Source organism: Pseudomonas sp. GW823-FHT02E01 (assembly GCF_058797535.1).
Genome location: NZ_JBXAJS010000005.1, coordinates 89,797 through 108,682, shown reverse-complemented (window position 1 = coordinate 108,682; position 18,886 = coordinate 89,797). Strand labels below are relative to the sequence as shown.

Sequence of the window (18,886 nt, the reverse complement as noted above, 5' to 3'; positions counted from 1 at the left end):
CTAGGCGCGTTATCGTTGACGACCATCGCGAGCAGGGCTCGCTCCTACAGGGAACTGTGGGCGGAGTAGGGGTATTCACGACATTTTGTAGGGACTTGTTACTACCATCGTCGAATGGTTCTATAGCCCCGGCCCGGCTAAAACAGGGTCATACAAAAACAACTATTCCACCGAGGTAAGAAAGATGAGTGCGGCTTCCCTGTATCCCGTTCGTCCCGAGGTTCTGGCTAACACGCTGACCGACGAGGCGACCTACAAGGCCATGTACCAGCAGTCGGTCGTCAACCCGGACGGCTTCTGGCGCGAGCAAGCCAAGCGCCTCGACTGGATCAAGCCTTTCACCACGGTGAAGCAGACTTCCTTCGACGATCACCATGTCGACATCAAATGGTTCGCCGACGGCACCCTGAACGTTTCCTACAACTGCCTGGACCGTCATCTGGCCGAGCGCGGCGATCAGGTCGCGATCATCTGGGAGGGCGATGACCCTGCCGAAAGCCGCAACATCACTTACCGCGAACTGCACGAGCAAGTGTGCAAGTTCGCCAACGCCCTGCGTGGTCAGGACGTGCACCGCGGCGACGTGGTGACTATCTATATGCCGATGATCCCCGAAGCCGTGGTCGCCATGCTGGCCTGTACCCGGATCGGCGCGATTCACTCGGTGGTGTTCGGCGGCTTCTCCCCGGAGGCCCTGGCCGGTCGCATCATCGACTGCAAATCCAAAGTGGTTATCACCGCCGACGAAGGCATTCGTGCCGGCAAGAAGATCCCGCTCAAGGCCAACGTCGACGACGCGCTGACCAACCCGGAAACCAGCAGCATCCAGAAAGTCATCGTGTGCAAGCGCACCGGTGGCGACATCAAGTGGAACCAGCATCGCGACATCTGGTTCGAGGACCTGATGAAAGTGGCCGGCACCGTGTGTGCGCCGAAAGAGATGGGCGCCGAAGAAGCGCTGTTCATCCTTTACACCTCCGGCTCCACTGGCAAGCCGAAGGGCGTGCAGCACACCACCGGCGGCTACCTGTTGTACGCAGCCATGACCCACGAGCGCGTGTTCGACTACCGCCCGGGTGAAATCTACTGGTGCACCGCCGACGTCGGCTGGGTCACCGGCCACAGCTACATCGTCTACGGCCCGCTGGCCAATGGCGCGACCACGCTGCTGTTCGAAGGCGTGCCGAACTACCCGGACATCACCCGGGTGGCGAAGATCGTCGACAAGCACAAGGTCAATATCCTCTACACCGCACCGACCGCGATCCGCGCCATGATGGCCTCGGGCACTGCGGCTGTTGAAGGCGCTGACGGCAGCAGCCTGCGCCTGTTGGGTTCGGTGGGCGAGCCGATCAACCCGGAAGCCTGGGACTGGTACTACAAGAATGTCGGCAAGTCCCGTTGCCCGATCGTCGACACCTGGTGGCAGACCGAAACCGGCGGCAACATGATGAGCCCGCTGCCGGGCGCTCATGCGCTCAAGCCAGGCTCTGCGGCGCGTCCGTTCTTCGGCGTGGTGCCGGCCCTGGTGGACAACCTGGGCAACATCGTCGAAGGCGAGGCCGAGGGCAACCTGGTGATTCTCGATTCGTGGCCAGGCCAGGCACGTACGCTGTTTGGCGACCATGACCGCTTCGTCGACACTTACTTCAAAACCTTCCGTGGCATGTACTTCACCGGTGACGGCGCCCGTCGCGATGCCGATGGTTACTACTGGATCACCGGTCGGGTGGACGACGTGCTCAACGTGTCCGGCCACCGCATGGGCACCGCCGAGATCGAAAGCGCGATGGTCGCGCACCCGAAAGTCGCCGAAGCCGCTGTGGTCGGTGTGCCGCACGACATCAAGGGGCAGGGCATTTATGTCTATGTCACCCTTAAGAACGGTGAAGAGCCGAACGAGCAGCTGCGCCTGGAACTGAAAAACTGGGTGCGCAAGGAGATCGGCCCGATTGCTTCACCGGATGTGATCCAGTGGGCGCCGGGGCTGCCGAAGACTCGTTCGGGCAAGATCATGCGCCGGATTCTGCGCAAGATTGCGACGGCTGAATATGATGGGTTGGGGGATATTTCCACCCTGGCTGATCCGAGTGTGGTGCAGCATTTGATTGATACCCACAAGACCATGAATGTCGCGTAAGCGGCGGTTCTGAGTCACTTAAACGCCCTGTCAGGTGTTGAGCCTGGCGGGGCTTTTTTGTGCCTGGGTTTTTGTGTTGGTTGGGCTGGCCTCATCGCGAGCAAGCTCGCTCCCACAGGGGATCTGTGGTGAATGCGATATTTGCGTTCGACACAAAACCATTGTGGGAGCGGGCTTGCTCGCGATAGCGGTTTAGCAGGCGCTACAGCAACATCTACCAATAATTATCGGGATAATCTGTCGGCATTTTCCTACTGTTACCTGCGTTCTTTCAGGTTACTGAATGTGTAACCGCATCGCGCCAATACGGGGCATTGGGAAACGCCGGTGCTTAAAAGCGGGCCTGAAATGCGCCTCAAAAAAATAAGCCGCTACACTGCGCTTGCCGGATTAGAAGGGTTTGCCAATAATAGGCCCGCAATTTGCAACGTAGATCGGTTCACTATCTTTTGCTCTTGCATGATTTTGCAGGGCTGTCAACGTGCTAAAACGGCTTTCTCGGTGCTTCTGTAATTAGTTGTCGCATTGAAGAAATATCGGCCTCGGGCCTGTCGTTAGAATGCCGATCACTCGCTCGTCGTTGCTCGTGTTGAATTTCAACACCCGCTTCCCAGGACGCAGCACTGCTTTCTGGTTCCACTCATTCGCATATTGGGCTGTCGCTCACTCTGCCGTTTTTGCCCTTTACCGATGGAGTCCCAAGATGAAGAAACTCGTGCTGCTTGGCGCCCTGGCACTGTCCGTGCTGTCCTTGCCAACCTTCGCCGATGAAAAACCTCTGAAAATCGGTATCGAGGCGGCTTACCCTCCGTTCGCGTCCAAGGCGCCGGATGGCAGCATCGTTGGTTTCGACTACGACATCGGCAACGCGCTGTGCGAAGAAATGAAGGTCAAGTGCGTGTGGGTCGAGCAAGAGTTCGACGGCCTGATCCCTGCGCTTAAAGTGCGCAAGATCGACGCGATCCTGTCATCCATGTCGATCACTGAAGATCGCAAGAAGTCCGTGGACTTCACCAACAAGTACTACAACACTCCGGCTCGCCTGGTCATGAAGGCCGGCACTCAGGTCAGCGAAGGCCTGACCGAGCTCAAGGGCAAGAACATCGGCGTGCAGCGTGGTTCGATCCACGAGCGTTTCGCCCGCGAAGTCCTGGCCCCGCTGGGTGCCGAGATCAAGCCTTACGGTTCGCAGAACGAAATTTACCTCGACGTGGCCGCCGGCCGCCTCGACGGCACCGTGGCAGACGCTACGCTTTTGGATGACGGCTTCCTGAAAACCGATGCCGGTAAAGGCTTCGCCTTCGTCGGCCCTGCGTTCACCGACGTCAAATACTTCGGCGACGGCGTAGGCATCGCGGTGCGCAAGGGCGACAAGGAAGATCTGGACAAGCTCAACAACGCCATCGCAGCCATTCGTGCGAACGGCAAGTACAAGCAAATCCAGGACAAGTACTTCGCCTTCGATATCTACGGCAAGTAATTCGTCCCAGCGACAAGTCCGAAATGGCGCAAGCAACAGGATCTCTGAGGTTTGCGCCATTTTTTCATCCCAACTTTCGAGGACCTGAATCATGTTGAAAGGCTACGGGGCTGTCATCCTCGATGGCGCTTGGCTGACGCTTCAGCTCGCCTTGTCGTCCATGGCCATGGCCATCGTTCTGGGCCTGATCGGCGTGGCACTGCGTCTGTCGCCGGTGCGCTGGCTGGCCTGGCTGGGCGACCTGTATTCCACGGTGATCCGCGGTATTCCCGACCTGGTGCTGATCCTGCTGATTTTCTACGGCGGCCAGGACCTGCTCAACCGCGTCGCACCGCTGCTCGGCTTTGACGAGTACATCGACCTGAACCCGTTGGCGGCCGGTATCGGCACCCTGGGCTTCATCTTCGGCGCGTACCTGTCGGAAACCTTCCGTGGCGCCTTCATGGCGATCCCCAAGGGTCAGGCCGAAGCCGGCATGGCCTACGGCATGAGCAGTTTTCAGGTGTTCTTCCGGGTGTTGGTACCACAGATGATTCGCCTGGCGATTCCGGGTTTCACCAACAACTGGCTGGTATTGACCAAGGCTACCGCGCTGATTTCGGTGGTGGGTCTGCAAGACATGATGTTCAAGGCCAAGCAGGCGGCCGATGCCACCCGCGAGCCTTTCACCTTCTTCCTCGCAGTAGCCGCGATGTACCTGGTGATCACCAGTGTGTCGTTGCTGGCATTGCGTCACCTTGAGAAGCGCTACTCGGTAGGCGTAAGGGCGGCTGATCTATGATCTTCGACTACAACGTCATTTGGGAGGCCATGCCGCTGTACCTTGGCGGCCTGGTGACCACCCTCAAACTGCTCGCGCTGTCGCTGTTCTTCGGCTTGCTGTGCGCCTTGCCGCTGGGCCTGATGCGCGTCTCGAAGAACTCGGTCGTCAACATGTCGGCCTGGCTCTACACCTACGTGATCCGCGGCACGCCGATGCTGGTGCAGCTGTTCTTGATCTACTACGGTCTGGCGCAGTTCGAAGCCGTGCGGGAAAGTTTCCTCTGGCCGTGGCTGTCCAGCGCAACGTTCTGTGCGTGCCTGGCGTTCGCGATCAACACCAGCGCCTACACCGCCGAAATCATCGCCGGCAGCCTGCGCGCCACGCCGAACGGCGAGATCGAAGCGGCCAAGGCCATGGGCATGTCGCGGGTCAAGATGTACAAGCGCATCCTGCTGCCGTCGGCCCTGCGTCGCGCGCTGCCGCAGTACAGCAACGAAGTGATCATGATGCTGCAGACCACCAGTCTGGCGTCCATCGTGACCCTGATCGACATCACCGGTGCCGCGCGCACGGTCAACGCCCAGTTCTACCTGCCGTTCGAGGCGTACATCACCGCTGGCGTATTCTACCTGTGCCTGACCTTCATCCTGGTGAAGCTGTTCAAGATGGCCGAGCGCCGCTGGCTGGGCTACCTGGCCCCGCGCAAGCACTGATATCACTGACTGACTGTTTTTGTGAGAACCGACAGCATGTACAAACTTGAAGTCCAAGACCTGCATAAACGCTATGGCAGTCACGAAGTGCTCAAGGGCGTGTCCCTGAAAGCGGCAGCCGGCGATGTGATCAGCATCATCGGTTCCAGTGGCTCCGGCAAAAGTACTTTCCTGCGTTGCATCAACCTGCTGGAGCAGCCGCACGCGGGCAGGATTCTGCTCAACAACGAAGAGCTGAAGCTGGTGGCGAACAAGGACGGCGCGCTGAAGGCCGCCGACCCGAAACAGCTGCAACGCATGCGTTCGCGCCTGTCGATGGTGTTCCAGCATTTCAACCTGTGGTCGCACATGACCGCGCTGGAAAACATCATGGAAGCGCCGGTGCATGTGCTTGGCGTGTCCAAGGCTGAAGCGCGCGAGAAGGCCGAACACTACCTGAACAAGGTGGGCGTGGCCCATCGCAAGGATGCTTACCCTGGGCACATGTCCGGCGGCGAGCAGCAGCGCGTGGCGATTGCCCGTGCGCTGGCGATGGAACCTGAGGTGATGCTGTTCGACGAACCGACCTCGGCCCTCGACCCGGAGCTGGTCGGCGACGTGTTGAAAGTCATGCAGGCTCTGGCCCAGGAAGGCCGGACCATGGTCGTGGTGACCCACGAAATGGGCTTTGCCCGTGAAGTGTCGAACCAGCTGGTGTTCCTGCACAAAGGTGTGGTTGAAGAAAGCGGTAACCCGCGCGAAGTGCTGGTGAACCCGCAATCCGAGCGTCTGCAGCAATTCCTGTCGGGTAGCCTGAAGTAATCGCTCCCGTTACGCACCAAATTAGGCCATGCTGCGCAGCGCGCGCCAGATGGTCTAATTTGGTTGCAGCCGCTTTTGGCTTCTAACACTGTTTTCGTTTCGGATTGCCCACCATGACTGCCCATCGAATTGGTTTCCTGATTTGGCCCAGCACTAAAGCACTGACGCTTGCGCTGGCTGAGGAGGCCTTGCGTGTTGCCCAGCGTGTGCATCCAGACGTGGTTTACGAACTGTCGTTCCTGCAGGCCGAAGCGCCGAGCGAAAGCGCCTGGCAATTGCCGGGTGAGGCGTGGACCGGCAAGCTCGAAAACTTCCAGAAACTGTTCCTGCTCGCTGACGAACCACCGACCGCACTGGCGCCGGCGCTCAGCAGTGCGCTCAAGCAACTGGTGCGTTCCGGTTGCGTGATCGGCGGTCTGTCGGCCGGTGTTTACCCGCTGGCGCAGTTGGGTTTGCTCGACGGTTATCGCGCGGCTGTGCATTGGCGCTGGCAGGACGATTTCGCCGAGCGCTTTCCGAAGGTCATCGCCACCAGTCACTTGTTCGACTGGGATCGCGATCGCCTGACCGCGTGCGGCGGGATGTCGGTGCTCGACTTGTTGCTGGCCGTGCTGGCCCGCGATCACGGTGCGGAACTGGCCGGTGCGGTATCCGAAGAACTGGTGGTCGAGCGCATCCGCGAGGGCGGCGAACGCCAGCGCATTCCGTTACAGAACCGCCTGGGTTCCAGCCATCCGAAGCTCACACAAGCAGTGTTGCTCATGGAAGCCAACATCGAAGAACCGCTGACCACCGACGAAATCGCCCAGCACGTGTGCGTATCCCGTCGGCAGCTGGAGCGGATCTTCAAGCAATACCTCAACCGCGTGCCGAGCCAGTATTACCTGGAACTGCGCCTGAACAAGGCCCGGCAGATGTTGATGCAAACCAGCAAGTCGATCATCCAGATCGGCCTGTCCTGTGGCTTCTCCTCGGGGCCGCATTTCTCCAGCGCCTACCGCAATTTCTTCGGTGCCACGCCGCGGGAAGATCGCAACCAGCGGCGCAGCAGCAGCCCGTTCGAATTGTCATCGGTGCCGCCGGAGCGCGGCTGATCAGCACCTGATCCCGATCAGTCTTCCGGTTCGGACGCCTCGGACGTCGACACCTCCAATTCTGCCCGATCGATCACTTCCTGAATGCCGAAGTCGACACTGGTCAGCCTGAAATACTCGATCAGGGTCTGCAGGCTGTCTTCGGAGAACGGATTGCCCCGCAAGTTGATGCTTTCGGCGACTTCCAGCGGCAGTTCGAGGACGTCGGCGGGTATCCGGCTGATTGCGTTGTCGCTCAGGTCTACGGTTTCCAGGCTCTTGAGCTGCAACAGTCCAGCGGGTAATTCGGTGAGCCCGCAGTTGTCCAGTTGCAGGGTCGCCAGGTCCGCCATCTGGCTGATATCTGGAGCCAGCCCCAGCGGATTGTTCCTCAAGTCGATGAATTCCAGGCGGGCCATCTCGGCCAGGTTCAGGGCAGACTGCGGGGTCAGGGTGATGTTGCAGTCGAGGAGATTGAGCGATCTCAAATCGCTCATCCGGAAGATCGCCTCCGGGATATCGCCCAGTCTGAAGTCGTTGATAACGAGGGTCTTGAGTTTGGGGAAGCACTCCAGGAATCCGGTGACGCCTGTGGTCAGGCCACTTTCGCTACTCAGGTAAACCAGAGAAACATGGCTGAAATCTGCGCTCAGTGTCGGCAGGTTACCGGTAATCCGTGTCTCCAGACTCAGGTCATAAGTAGTTGCTTGCAGTGAAACGTCGAAGTCCTCCGGGTCGCTTTCCCGGCGCCAGCAGCGCAGTACGGACTCTCTGAATGCGTCCCGCGTCGAGTGTTCGATCAGCAGTTGCTGGGCAGTGAAGGGTTGATTGCTGTGGGGGTGGACGGCGGGAATATTGCCGGTCCAGGCGGACAGGTCGTTCTCCAGGGTGGTGAGTTCGACTTCCAGGCGGGTCAGTTCGACTCGCCCCTCATCCAGGGTCCCGGGCAGTTTGTAGACGAATTTGCTGGCGTCTTCCTGGTCCATCCAGGGGTACAGTGCCTGCGCGCGGTGGATATCTGTTTCTTCGGCAAAGATACCGAAGTCCTGACGGGTCTGCTGGAAGTGCTGTTTGAGGCGTTCGCGGGCTGCGTTTGAAAGCGGATTGTTGCCCAGGTCGAAACCCTCCTGGGTGCGTTGTTGCAGTGTGAACAATGCGCTGGGCAACTCTTTGATCTGGTTGTTATTGAGCAGGGCGGTGCGCAGGCGTGGGCGAGTCAATAATTCGCGCGGGAGTTCAGTAATGCCCGTCTGCGATAAGTCGATGTAATTCAAATCGGGCATGCTGCCGACATCGGGTGTCAGGCCCAAGGGGTTCTTGTACAGGTCCATTGTGGTCAACCGATGCAGGCCCGCGAGCCCGACTTGGCTTTCGGGGCTGAGGGTGATCGCGCAATTGCTCAGAATGAGTTCTTCGAGTTGCAACGATGGAAGGGTGTCCGGTAAGTGGCCAAGGTTGAAATCGCGCAGTTTCAGGATGCGTAAACCGGTAAAGCTGCGCAGAAACTCATGCATGCCCCGCGTGGCGCTGCTGCCTTCCAGTGTAAGCATTGTGACGCCGCTGAAGTCGGTGCTCAGGGCTGGCAATTCGCCGATGATCGGTTGGAAGAAGTTGAAGTCGACTCTTTCAAGCGCGGTCTCGGGAAGGGTCCATTGCTGTCGCCAGCAGTCCATCAGGTCGATGGTGAACTGTCGACGGAGCTGCTTTTGTGCAGCGAATTGCTCGGGAGTGACCCTGAGTTGTGTGTCTGGAATAAACAGCGGAATTTCGTCGCGCCAGGAAGAAAGCGTTTCCTGGAGCTGCGTGTGTTGAACCATAAGCCGATTCAGTTCTGCCCGCGGTCCGTTTGGGTGCTGTTGCAGGCGTTCGACGAAGGCGTCGAGCTCTTCGGCGGATAGATGGGGGAACAGTGTCTGAGCCCGAGCTTGCAAGGTAGGTGTGTTGCGTGGCATTTGACGATACCCGTCACCGCCACCGAGCAAGCGCATTACCTTTGGGTCGTAGGTGGGTTTGAGGTTGGGGTGTCGAGCCAGCAGCGAGCTTAATGCGTCACGGCTCAAGGCGTGATTGCGAATTAACTGTTTGAGTCGTTCACCTTCACCGATATGAAGGTTCAGGGCGGTGCGTTCACTGTCCGGCATGGCCTGTAATAGGCATGCGTAAAGCGAGTCCATGCCGCTGAGTTCTTCGCCGTCTTGATCGAACGCCTGATACTCGCCTTCTACTCTGAGCACCAGCACTTTACGCAGGGGCGCGTCGGCACTGCCAACGCTGTCGATCAGGAGGCCTTCATGGGCGTACTGGCGGGTTTCCAGTCGTAGCTGTCCCGTCCAGCCTGGCAGTTTTTCCAGGGTGTGCAAGGCCAGCCGGTCGGTGTCGAGGTTGTTCTCGGTCGATGGCAAATCAAGCCCCTCGTAGGCGCGTGTCACTCGTACTTGTAATCTGGCCTCCTGGCTCAGCTCGACCAGGCGAGGGGAAATGGTTGGTTTTTTCAGCTGTTGCAGTTCCTGTTCGTTTGCTGTGTTCACAATCGCTTCTGCAACGCTGCTTGGTAGTCCGGGCTCAGCATCCATGACTGCTTGTATGGGGCCTTGAGCGCCCCGTTCGAGTCTGCGATAACGCTGATCGAACAGGCCTTGCCGTTTCTGTTCGGCAAGCCGCGCGAGTATCTTGCGCAACCGCTGCGCCCGGTTTTCCAGGCCAGGGGAGGGGTGACCGAATTCTTCGCCCATCAGCGTTCTGGCTTCGCTGTCCGACAGGGTCAGGAGAAAGGTTTTCAGCAGGTCGCCGTCGGTGAGGCGGGTGGCGTCGATTTCCACCACGGGTACATCGGGCGCCGGGCTTTGCCAAAGGGTTTGCGCATTTTCGTCGATCAGTCGCAGGCCTTTGTTTGCCGGCCAGTAACCGTTTTCATTGAGCAGTTCCAGCTGTGTCACGGGATCCGCCTTGAGGGAGTGCTCCGGCTGGTCGCTGCCGATCTGATCAATAAAGGTTTGTATGTCCTGATCGATCCTGAAGCGTTTGAGTGTGTCGGCCAGTAACGGCGGCACCTGCCCGGCATGCACGTGTATCTTGCGCAGGGTATCTTCGTGGCTGCCGCTGATGCTGAGGATGCGCTCGCGGGTGCTGGCCGAAAATCGCTGCATGTCCGGGCCGATACGGTGCAGCACGGTGGCCTGGTCCCAGCTCAACGGCTGGTCGAGTTCGGTTTGCCAGGCGCCGGTGCCGTTGTGCCGCAGTTGTGGTTTGTAGGCGTCAGGGCGGGAGGGGTGGTCGATGCGGTACTCGCCGATGACGGAGTCCTCGCTGACGGCGTAGTTTTTGCCTTCCAGGGGTAACAGGGTTTTACCTTGATGCCTGTGCAGTCCGAGTGAATCCGGTTTTGAGTCCGCTGGGAGTGTGGCGGGGTGCTCGTAGGCGGTCAGGTCGGGTTTCCAATAGCGGGTTTCGCCATTGGGCCGCTTCACCGAATTGAAACGGTCGATGAACTGCACAATTTCCTTGGGCAGGATCGCGCGAAATTCTCCCGCCGCGATCACGCCACCCACCGCAAAGGTGCCCAGTTGTACGGCGGATTCAACAACGCCCATGAAATGCTCGAAGGCCTCGGTGGTGTGGCCCTCGGCCCAGTCAACAATGCTTTCGAAGGTTTCGTCGAGCAACTGGTAGGCCATGTAGGCCAGCATCAACTCGCCAAGGAAGGGTACGAACGGCAGGGCAATAAAGGCCGCGATGTTCAGCAGGGTCGAAGCTATTTCCGTAAAGGAGTCCCATAAGGCCCAGCGGGCTCTCTGGTCGACTGTTGCGGTGGACACGGCGATCACTCGCGCATCGTTGAGGATCTTGTTGAGCTTGCTCTGATAGAGGTGGGTCAAGAGATCGTCTTTCACCGGTGTGGCCGCAATGTGCAAGTCGGGACGTTGGTTGGGGCGCTCTCGCCAGGTCGGGTGCGGATCGCCCGGTGGAACAGGCTGCCAGGTTAAAGGTGATAGCTCGTTGTTCAACTGCGCGAAAAAGTGCCCACGATCCTCATGATTGATGAATCGACTGAAAAACTGTTGGTATTCGGGGGCACGCAAGCGCTGACCAAGTTCCTCGGCGAATGCGGCGGTTGAACTGTATTCCTTGATCGGGTGTTCGGGGTCGTCAGGAATGTAGGCCACCACTCTGACCACTTCTGTTGCGCGCTCCAGATCCGGTGCAAACAAAACGATGCCAGTCAGGCGAGCGTTCATGATTGTCAGTTCATGGTAGCCCCAGGGCAGACCATGCAAACGTAAAGAAGGCAGGTTGTCGAGCAAGCCAAGAGTCAGTCGGTGGACGTCACTGCCCAGCAATTTTTGCATCTGCGCCATGTGCAGGGCAGCGGTGAGTGCGGTTTTCTGGCTGTCGTGAATTTTCGATTTCAGTATTGCCGCGGCCACGGGATTGCTGATGCCAAGGTTGTCGTCCAGATACTCTTTATAGCGCTGGCCAATGTCCAGTTCCCGGCAGAGGCTGGTAAAAGCCGTGATGGGCATCTTTTCCAGTATCTGCGGCAATGTATTGAATTGCCCGGTAGCAGAGGGGGGCGTGATGTAAGTCGAGGCGGGCTCGAAGGCGTCTGCTTTGGTTTCGGTGCTTTCAAAATTGTGCAGTGCGGCATCCAGCAGGGACACCGTCCAGGTGCGCGCAGCGCCGGATTTCAGCCGAAGCCATGGGATGTGAGCCGGGATGTAAAGGCGAAGGAACGTTTTACGAGCGTCCAGTTCCAGGCCGAATCGGGTCTTGAGCGCCGCTTCGAGAAGTGGTTCGGCGAAGTCGGCGGGGCTCTGCAGCTTTGCCATCATTTGATCAACCTGGTTCTGGCTGGTCACATGACGGGCAATGAGTTTGCCCAGTTCTGCATGCTGATGGGGTGGAGCGTCCTTGAGCCCGGCCGGAATGCCTGGCGCGCTGTTGCGCAGTGCCTCACGCCGTTGAGGCGTTGCTTGGCGGAGCCAGGAGGGGATCACGTTGATCAGGTGCTGATAGTGAGCGTCTGGCCTGAAGGCGTCGCGAGCAATGTCGGTATGTTGGGTATTCATGCGGTTAAGGTGACCATCGAAGTGGGATGAGGCCCTTAGGAAACCGCGCGAACCCGGACGCTGTGCGGTACATATTTACCGCACTCGGGTCATTGCCATGAGTTACAACGCAGCAAGCCTGCCGCAAACGTCCGCCGCCAGTTAAACTGCGCCTTTGCGACCCTATATGTCGCATTGCCGTAAACCCGGGAAAATCCGGGGTTTGCGCTATAAGAAGTTGTCGCTTGGCGGCAAGGCCGGGCTGAAAACTGTCCTTACAATCCTCACCAAGCTCGCCAGTTTCAGGCGAGTGTTTTCTCTTCAGGAGACTCCGATGTCCGTTGAGCACGCTGCGGTACAACGCGCCGATTTCGATCAGGTAATGGTTCCCAACTATGCGCCTGCCGCATTCATTCCTGTGCGTGGCGCCGGTTCCCGCGTTTGGGACCAGTCCGGTCGCGAGCTGATCGACTTCGCCGGCGGGATCGCCGTCAACGTATTGGGTCACGCGCATCCGGCGCTGGTCGGTGCCTTGACCGAGCAGGCGAACAAGCTGTGGCACGTGTCCAATGTGTTCACCAATGAGCCGGCCCTGCGCCTGGCGCACAAGCTGGTTGACGCCACCTTTGCCGAGCGCGCCTTCTTCTGCAACTCCGGCGCCGAAGCCAACGAGGCCGCCTTCAAGCTGGCCCGTCGTGTCGCGTTCGACCGTTATGGCAGCGAGAAGTACGAGATCATCGCCGCGCTCAACAGCTTCCACGGCCGTACCCTGTTCACCGTGAACGTCGGTGGCCAGTCGAAGTATTCCGATGGCTTCGGTCCGAAGATCACCGGCATCACCCACGTGCCGTACAACGATCTGGCTGCGTTGAAAGCTGCCGTTTCCGACAAGACCTGCGCCGTGGTCCTGGAGCCTATTCAAGGTGAGGGCGGTGTACTGCCGGCCGAACTGGCCTACCTGCAAGGCGCCCGCGAACTGTGCAACGAGCACAACGCGCTGCTGGTGTTCGACGAAGTGCAAACCGGCATGGGCCGTACCGGCCACCTGTTCGCCTACCAGCATTACGGCGTGATCCCGGACATCCTGACCAGCGCCAAGAGCCTGGGCGGTGGTTTCCCGATCGCCGCCATGCTGACCACCGAAGACCTGGCCAAGCACCTGGTCGTCGGCACCCACGGCACCACTTACGGCGGCAACCCGCTGGCGTGCGCTGTCGCAGGTGCGGTGATCGACGTGATCAACACCCCAGAGGTGCTGGCTGGCGTCAATGCCAAGCACGACAAGTTCAAGGCACGCCTTGAGCAGATCGGCGAGAAATACGGCCTGTTCACCCAGGTCCGTGGCCTGGGTCTGTTGATCGGCTGTGTGCTGAGCGATGCCTGGAAAGGCAAGGCCAAGGACATCTTCAACGCCGCTGAACAAGAAGGCCTGATGATTCTGCAAGCCGGCCCGGACGTGGTGCGTTTCGCCCCGAGCCTGGTGGTGGAAGACGCCGATATCGATGCCGGTCTGGACCGCTTCGAACGTGCCGCGGCAAAACTGACGCAAGCCTGATAGACCCTTCGACGCCTGACCTTTCAGGCGTCGAACCCAATTTTTATGCCGGGCCCGCTTTACTGTAGGAGCGAGCTTGCTCGCGATGGTGGATCAGCCACATTGGTGTCGACTGACACTCCATCGCGAGCAAGCTCGCTCCCACAGGAGTTCCAAGGCGGCCCCGGCTTATTTCCCTCAAAAGAGTTTTAGAAAGGAGTGACACCATGCTGGTGATGCGCCCCGCGCAAATGGCTGATCTGGGCGAGGTACAGCGTCTGGCTGCGGACAGTCCGATTGGTGTCACTTCCTTGCCGGATGACGTTGAGCGCCTGAGCGACAAGATCGCGGCAAGCGAAGCCTCGTTCGCCGCCGAAGTGAGTTTCAACGGTGAGGAAAGCTATTTCTTCGTCCTCGAAGACTCCGCTACCGGCAAGCTGGTCGGTTGCTCGGCCATCGTGGCGTCGGCCGGTTACTCCGAGCCGTTCTACAGCTTTCGCAACGAAACCTTCGTGCACGCTTCCCGCGAGCTGAAGATTCACAACAAGATCCACGTGCTCTCCCAGTGCCACGACCTGACCGGCAACAGCTTGCTGACCAGCTTCTATGTGCAGCGCGAGTTGGTGGGGTCGCCTTGGTCGGAGCTCAACTCCCGTGGCCGTTTGCTGTTCGTGGCCAGCCATCCGGAGCGTTTTGCCGATTCCGTGGTGACCGAAATCGTCGGTTACAGCGATGAAAACGGCGACTCGCCGTTCTGGGATGCCATCGGCCGCAACTTCTTCGACCTCAACTACGCCGAAGCAGAGCGTCTGTGCGGGCTGAAAAGCCGTACGTTCCTTGCCGAACTGATGCCGCATTACCCGATCTACGTGCCACTGCTGCCGGACTCCGCTCAAGAGGCCATGGGCCAGGTGCACCCGCGCGCGCAGATCACCTTCGACATTCTGATGCGCGAAGGTTTCGAGACCGATCACTACATCGACATCTTCGACGGTGGCCCGACCCTGCATGCCCGTGTCTCGGGGATCCGTTCGATCGCCCAAAGCCGTGTGGTGCCGGTGAAGATCGGTGAGCCGGTCAAAGGTGTCGGTCGCCAGTACCTGGTTGCCAATGCCCAGTTGCAGGATTACCGCGCGGTCATGCTCGAGCTCGATTACGCGCCGGGCAAACCGGTGACCCTGGACCTGGAGGCCGCCGAAGCCCTGGGTGTCGGCGAGGGTGCCAGCGTGCGCCTGGTCGCGGTTTAACAGCGACCTGGCCTGATTGCTCGTTTAGAAAGCAGCGAAGTTTCACGGGTGGCGCAAGCGGCCCGTTTGAGGAGATAGCATGATCGTTCGTCCCGTACGCAGCAGCGATTTACCCGCTCTGATCGACCTGGCCCGCAGCACCGGCACCGGCCTGACCACCTTGCCGGCCAACGAAGAGCGGCTGGCCCATCGGGTCGGCTGGGCCGAGAAGACCTTTCGCGGCGAAGCCGGGCGGGGCGACGCGGACTACCTGTTCGTGCTCGAAGATGACGACGGGCGCGTGGTGGGTATTTCCGCCATTGCCGGCGCCGTTGGCCTGCGTGAGCCCTGGTACAACTTCCGGGTCGGTCTGACGGTCAGCGCTTCGCAAGAGCTGAACATCTATCGTGAAATCCCGACGCTGTTCCTGGCCAACGACCTGACCGGCAACTCCGAGCTGTGCTCGCTGTTCCTGCACGCCGATTACCGCAGTGGCCTCAACGGTCGCATGCTGTCCAAGGCGCGGATGCTGTTCATCGCCGAATTCCCGCAACTGTTCGGCAACAAGATCATTGCCGAAATGCGCGGTGTTTCCGACGAGGCCGGGCGTTCGCCGTTCTGGGAAAGCCTGGGCCGGCACTTCTTCAAGATGGAATTCAGCCAGGCTGACTACCTGACCGGCGTGGGCAACAAGGCGTTCATCGCCGAACTGATGCCGAAATTCCCGCTGTACACCTGCTTCCTGTCGCCGGATGCGCGCAACGTGATCGGTCAGGTTCATCCGGACACCGAGCCGGCGCTGGCCATGCTCAAGAGCGAAGGTTTCAGCTACCAGGGCTACGTCGATATCTTCGACGCAGGCCCGGCGATCGAGTGCGAAACCGGCAAGATCCGCGCCGTGCGCGACAGCCAGGCGCTGGTGCTGGCCGTCGGCACACCGGGTGACGATGCCACGCCATTCATCATTCACAACCGCAAGCGCGAGGACTGCCGGATCACTGCCGCGCCTGCACGTCTGGCCGCCGGCACCCTGGTGGTCGACCCGCTGACCGCCAAACGTCTTCAACTCAACGCGGGCGATCAAGTGCGCGCCGTGGCGTTGTCCGCAGCTCGGGAGTCGAAATAATGAAGTCGCTTTACATCGCAGGTGAATGGCTGGCAGGTGGGGGCGAAGCCTTCGAGTCGCTGAACCCGGTGACCCAGCAGGTGCTGTGGTCCGGCGTCGGAGCCACCGCCGGTCAGGTCGAGTCGGCTGTGCAAGCGGCGCGTCAGGCGTTCCCGGACTGGGCGCGGCGCACCCTGGAAGAGCGTATCTCGGTGCTGGAGGCCTTTGCCGCCGCGCTGAAGAATCACGCTGACGAATTGGCTCATACCATCGGCGAAGAAACCGGCAAACCCCTGTGGGAAGCGGCGACCGAAGTCACCAGCATGGTCAACAAGATTGCCATCTCGGTGCAGAGCTACCGCGAACGTACCGGCGAGAAGAGCGGGCCGCTGGGCGATGCCACCGCTGTGCTGCGCCACAAACCCCACGGTGTAGTCGCGGTGTTTGGTCCGTACAACTTCCCGGGTCACCTGCCGAACGGCCATATCGTGCCGGCACTGTTGGCCGGTAACAGCGTGCTGTTCAAGCCAAGCGAACTGACACCGAAAGTCGCTGAGCTGACGGTCAAGTGCTGGATCGAGGCTGGCCTGCCAGCTGGCGTCTTGAACCTGCTGCAAGGCGCTCGCGAAACCGGCATCGCCCTGGCGGCGAACCCGGGCATCGACGGGCTGTTCTTCACCGGTTCCAGCCGCACCGGCAATCACCTGCACCAGCAATTCGCCGGTCGTCCGGACAAGATCCTGGCGCTGGAAATGGGCGGTAACAACCCGCTGGTGGTCGATCAGGTCGCCGACCTCGATGCCGCGGTGTACACCATCATTCAGTCGGCGTTCATTTCCGCCGGCCAGCGTTGCACCTGTGCCCGTCGCTTGCTGGTGCCGCAAGGTGCCTGGGGCGACTCGTTGCTGGCGCGCCTGGTGGCGGTCAGCTCGACCCTCTCAGTCGGAGCCTTCGATCAGCAGCCGGCGCCGTTCATGGGCTCGGTGGTTTCCCTTGGCGCTGCGAAAGCGTTGATGGATGCGCAAGAGCATCTGCTGGCCAACGGCGCCGTGGCGCTGCTGGAAATGACGCAGCCTCAGGCTCAATCGGCCTTGCTGACCCCGGGCATCCTGGACGTGAGCGCCGTTGCCGATCGTCCTGACGAAGAGCTGTTCGGCCCGTTGCTGCAGGTGATCCGCTACGCTGATTTTGAAGCGGCGATCGCTGAAGCCAACGACACCGCCTACGGTCTGGCCGCCGGCCTGCTCTCGGACTCCGAAGCACGCTACCAGCAGTTCTGGCTGGAAAGCCGCGCCGGTATCGTCAACTGGAACAAGCAACTGACCGGTGCCGCGAGCAGCGCGCCATTCGGCGGCGTAGGGGCCTCGGGCAACCACCGCGCCAGCGCTTACTACGCGGCGGATTACTGCGCGTACCCGGTGGCCTCGCTGGAAACGCCGAGCCTGGTATTGCCGTCGGCCCTTACGCCTGGCGTGAAGATGGCGTGATGCCTATCGCGGGCAAGCCCGCTCCCACAGGTTCGGTGGCGTTCACATATCTTGTGTACGACGCAATCACTGTAGGAGCGAGCTCGCTCGCGATGGCCGCGACGCGGTCTAAAAGAACAGTTACTGAAGCCTATAACAACAGATTCTCGTGGAGCCTCGCTGATGAAATCCTATGAAGTCAATTTTGACGGTCTAGTGGGGCCGACCCATAACTACGGCGGCCTGTCCTACGGCAACGTCGCGTCCCAGAGCAACAGCCAGCAGTCTTCCAACCCCAAGGAAGCGGCGCTGCAAGGCCTGGCAAAGATGAAAGCGCTGATGGAAATGGGTTTCCAGCAAGGCGTACTGGCACCGCAAGAGCGCCCGGATGTGGCTGCACTGCGTCGCCTGGGCTTTGGCGGCACCGACGCTCAAGTGATCGAACGCGCTGCCCAAGAGGCGATGCCGCTGCTGGTGGCCAGTTGCTCGGCGTCGAGCATGTGGGTGGCCAACGCCGCGACCGTCAGCCCGAGCGCCGACACCGCTGATGGCCGCGTGCATTTCACCGCCGCCAACCTCAACTGCAAATACCACCGCAGCATCGAACACCCGACCACCAGCCGCGTGCTGGGGGCGATGTTCGCTGACCAGAAACACTTCGCCCACCACGCCGCCTTGCCGGCCGTGGCGCAATTCGGTGACGAAGGCGCGGCCAACCACACGCGTTTCTGCCGTGAATACGGCGAAGCCGGTGTCGAATTCTTCGTGTTCGGCCGCAGTGCGTTCGACACCCGCTACCCGGCACCGCAGAAGTACCCGGCGCGCCAGACCCTCGAAGCGTCCCAGGCCGTTGCCCGTTTGCACGGCTTGAGCGATGACGGTGTGGTCTACGCCCAGCAGAACCCGTCGGTGATCGATCAGGGCGTGTTCCACAACGACGTGATCGCCGTGGGTAATGGTGAAGTGCTGTTCTATCACGAGGACGCGTTCCTCGAGACCGAGAAGATGCTCGCTGAATTGCAGAGCAAACTCGCCAAAGTCGGTGGGAAATTTCAGTCTGTGTGTGTGCCACGTTCCGCCGTCAGCGTGGAAGACGCGGTTCGTTCCTACCTGTTCAACAGCCAACTGCTGTCGCGTCCTGACGGCTCCATGCTGTTGATCGTGCCGGAAGAATGCCGTGGCAACGAGCGTGTCTGGCAGTACTTGCAGGGTTTGACCAGCTCCGGCGGCCTGATCCGCGAAGTGAAAGTCTTCGATCTCAAGCAGAGCATGCAGAACGGCGGTGGCCCTGCTTGCCTTCGACTGCGTGTCGCGCTCAACGAAACCGAACTGGCGGCCGTCAACCCAGGGGTTATCATGACGGCACCGTTGTACGGCACACTGACCGAATGGGTCGAGAAGCACTATCGCGACCGCATGACCGAAAACGATCTGGCGGACCCGCAATTGCTGCTTGAGTGCCGGACGGCACTGGATGAACTGACGCAAATCCTTAAACTGGGCGCGGTTTATCCATTCCAGATCAATTGATCGACGGCGC

Annotated in this window: 12 protein-coding genes; 11 read left to right on the top strand and 1 reads right to left on the bottom strand. The window is 60.1% G+C overall.

All coding sequences use genetic code 11. The features are described 5' to 3' along the window. The first annotated feature begins 184 nt into the window (after positions 1-184). The 6 genes from acs (at position 185) to argR (ending at position 6,991) form a co-directional block, all read left to right on the top strand. Positions 185-2,140: an acetate--CoA ligase gene (gene acs, locus AC1RDQ_RS13480; protein ID WP_090457340.1), complete on the top strand. Its 1,956-nt coding sequence runs from the start codon at positions 185-187 to the stop codon at positions 2,138-2,140. A gap of 703 nt (positions 2,141-2,843) precedes the next feature. Continuing rightward, positions 2,844-3,620, top strand: coding sequence for an ABC transporter substrate-binding protein (locus tag AC1RDQ_RS13475; protein ID WP_056724133.1), 777 nt, complete (start codon positions 2,844-2,846; stop codon positions 3,618-3,620). Between the two features lie 91 nt (positions 3,621-3,711). Then, entirely contained in the window at positions 3,712-4,401 is a 690-nt protein-coding gene (locus AC1RDQ_RS13470) for an ABC transporter permease (RefSeq protein ID WP_015096506.1), read from the top strand. Then, positions 4,398-5,096 (top strand): ABC transporter permease, encoded by a 699-nt coding sequence (locus tag AC1RDQ_RS13465; protein ID WP_056724135.1) that lies wholly within the window; start codon positions 4,398-4,400, stop codon positions 5,094-5,096. The genes AC1RDQ_RS13470 and AC1RDQ_RS13465 overlap by 4 nt, the downstream gene beginning before the upstream one ends. A 36-nt stretch (positions 5,097-5,132) precedes the next feature. Next, positions 5,133-5,897 carry an ABC transporter ATP-binding protein gene (locus AC1RDQ_RS13460; protein WP_057713607.1) on the top strand — a complete coding sequence of 255 codons (765 nt, stop codon included), beginning with the start codon at positions 5,133-5,135 and terminating at the stop codon, positions 5,895-5,897. A 113-nt stretch (positions 5,898-6,010) separates the two neighbouring features. After that, complete coding sequence (argR, locus tag AC1RDQ_RS13455) at positions 6,011-6,991, top strand: transcriptional regulator ArgR (protein ID WP_150812124.1); 981 nt, start codon at positions 6,011-6,013, stop codon at positions 6,989-6,991. 17 nt (positions 6,992-7,008) lie between these two features. Here argR and AC1RDQ_RS13450 read toward each other — a convergent pair whose 3' ends face one another. Next, entirely contained in the window at positions 7,009-12,036 is a 5,028-nt protein-coding gene (locus tag AC1RDQ_RS13450; protein ID WP_492587522.1) for a dermonecrotic toxin domain-containing protein, read from the bottom strand. Positions 12,037-12,349: 313 nt separating this feature from the next. On the opposite strand from AC1RDQ_RS13450, the gene AC1RDQ_RS13445 reads away from it, so the two are divergent. The 5 genes from AC1RDQ_RS13445 to astB all read left to right on the top strand — a co-directional run bounded on the left by AC1RDQ_RS13445 (position 12,350) and on the right by astB (position 18,876). Then, positions 12,350-13,570 (top strand): aspartate aminotransferase family protein, encoded by a 1,221-nt coding sequence (locus tag AC1RDQ_RS13445; protein ID WP_057713610.1) that lies wholly within the window; start codon positions 12,350-12,352, stop codon positions 13,568-13,570. Positions 13,571-13,776: 206 nt separating this feature from the next. Beyond that, entirely contained in the window at positions 13,777-14,796 is a 1,020-nt protein-coding gene (gene aruF, locus AC1RDQ_RS13440) for an arginine/ornithine succinyltransferase subunit alpha (protein ID WP_046042322.1), read from the top strand. A 79-nt stretch (positions 14,797-14,875) separates the two neighbouring features. Continuing rightward, positions 14,876-15,901, top strand: a complete 1,026-nt coding sequence (gene astA, locus AC1RDQ_RS13435) for an arginine N-succinyltransferase (protein ID WP_057713611.1) — start codon at positions 14,876-14,878, stop codon at positions 15,899-15,901. Beyond that, on the top strand, positions 15,898-17,367 hold the full coding sequence (astD, locus tag AC1RDQ_RS13430; protein ID WP_198530256.1) for a succinylglutamate-semialdehyde dehydrogenase: 1,470 nt from the start codon (positions 15,898-15,900) through the stop codon (positions 17,365-17,367). Before astA ends, astD begins: the two co-directional genes overlap by 4 nt. A gap of 162 nt (positions 17,368-17,529) precedes the next feature. Continuing rightward, on the top strand, positions 17,530-18,876 hold the full coding sequence (gene astB, locus AC1RDQ_RS13425; protein WP_090457334.1) for an N-succinylarginine dihydrolase: 1,347 nt from the start codon (positions 17,530-17,532) through the stop codon (positions 18,874-18,876). The last annotated feature ends 10 nt before the right edge of the window (positions 18,877-18,886 follow it).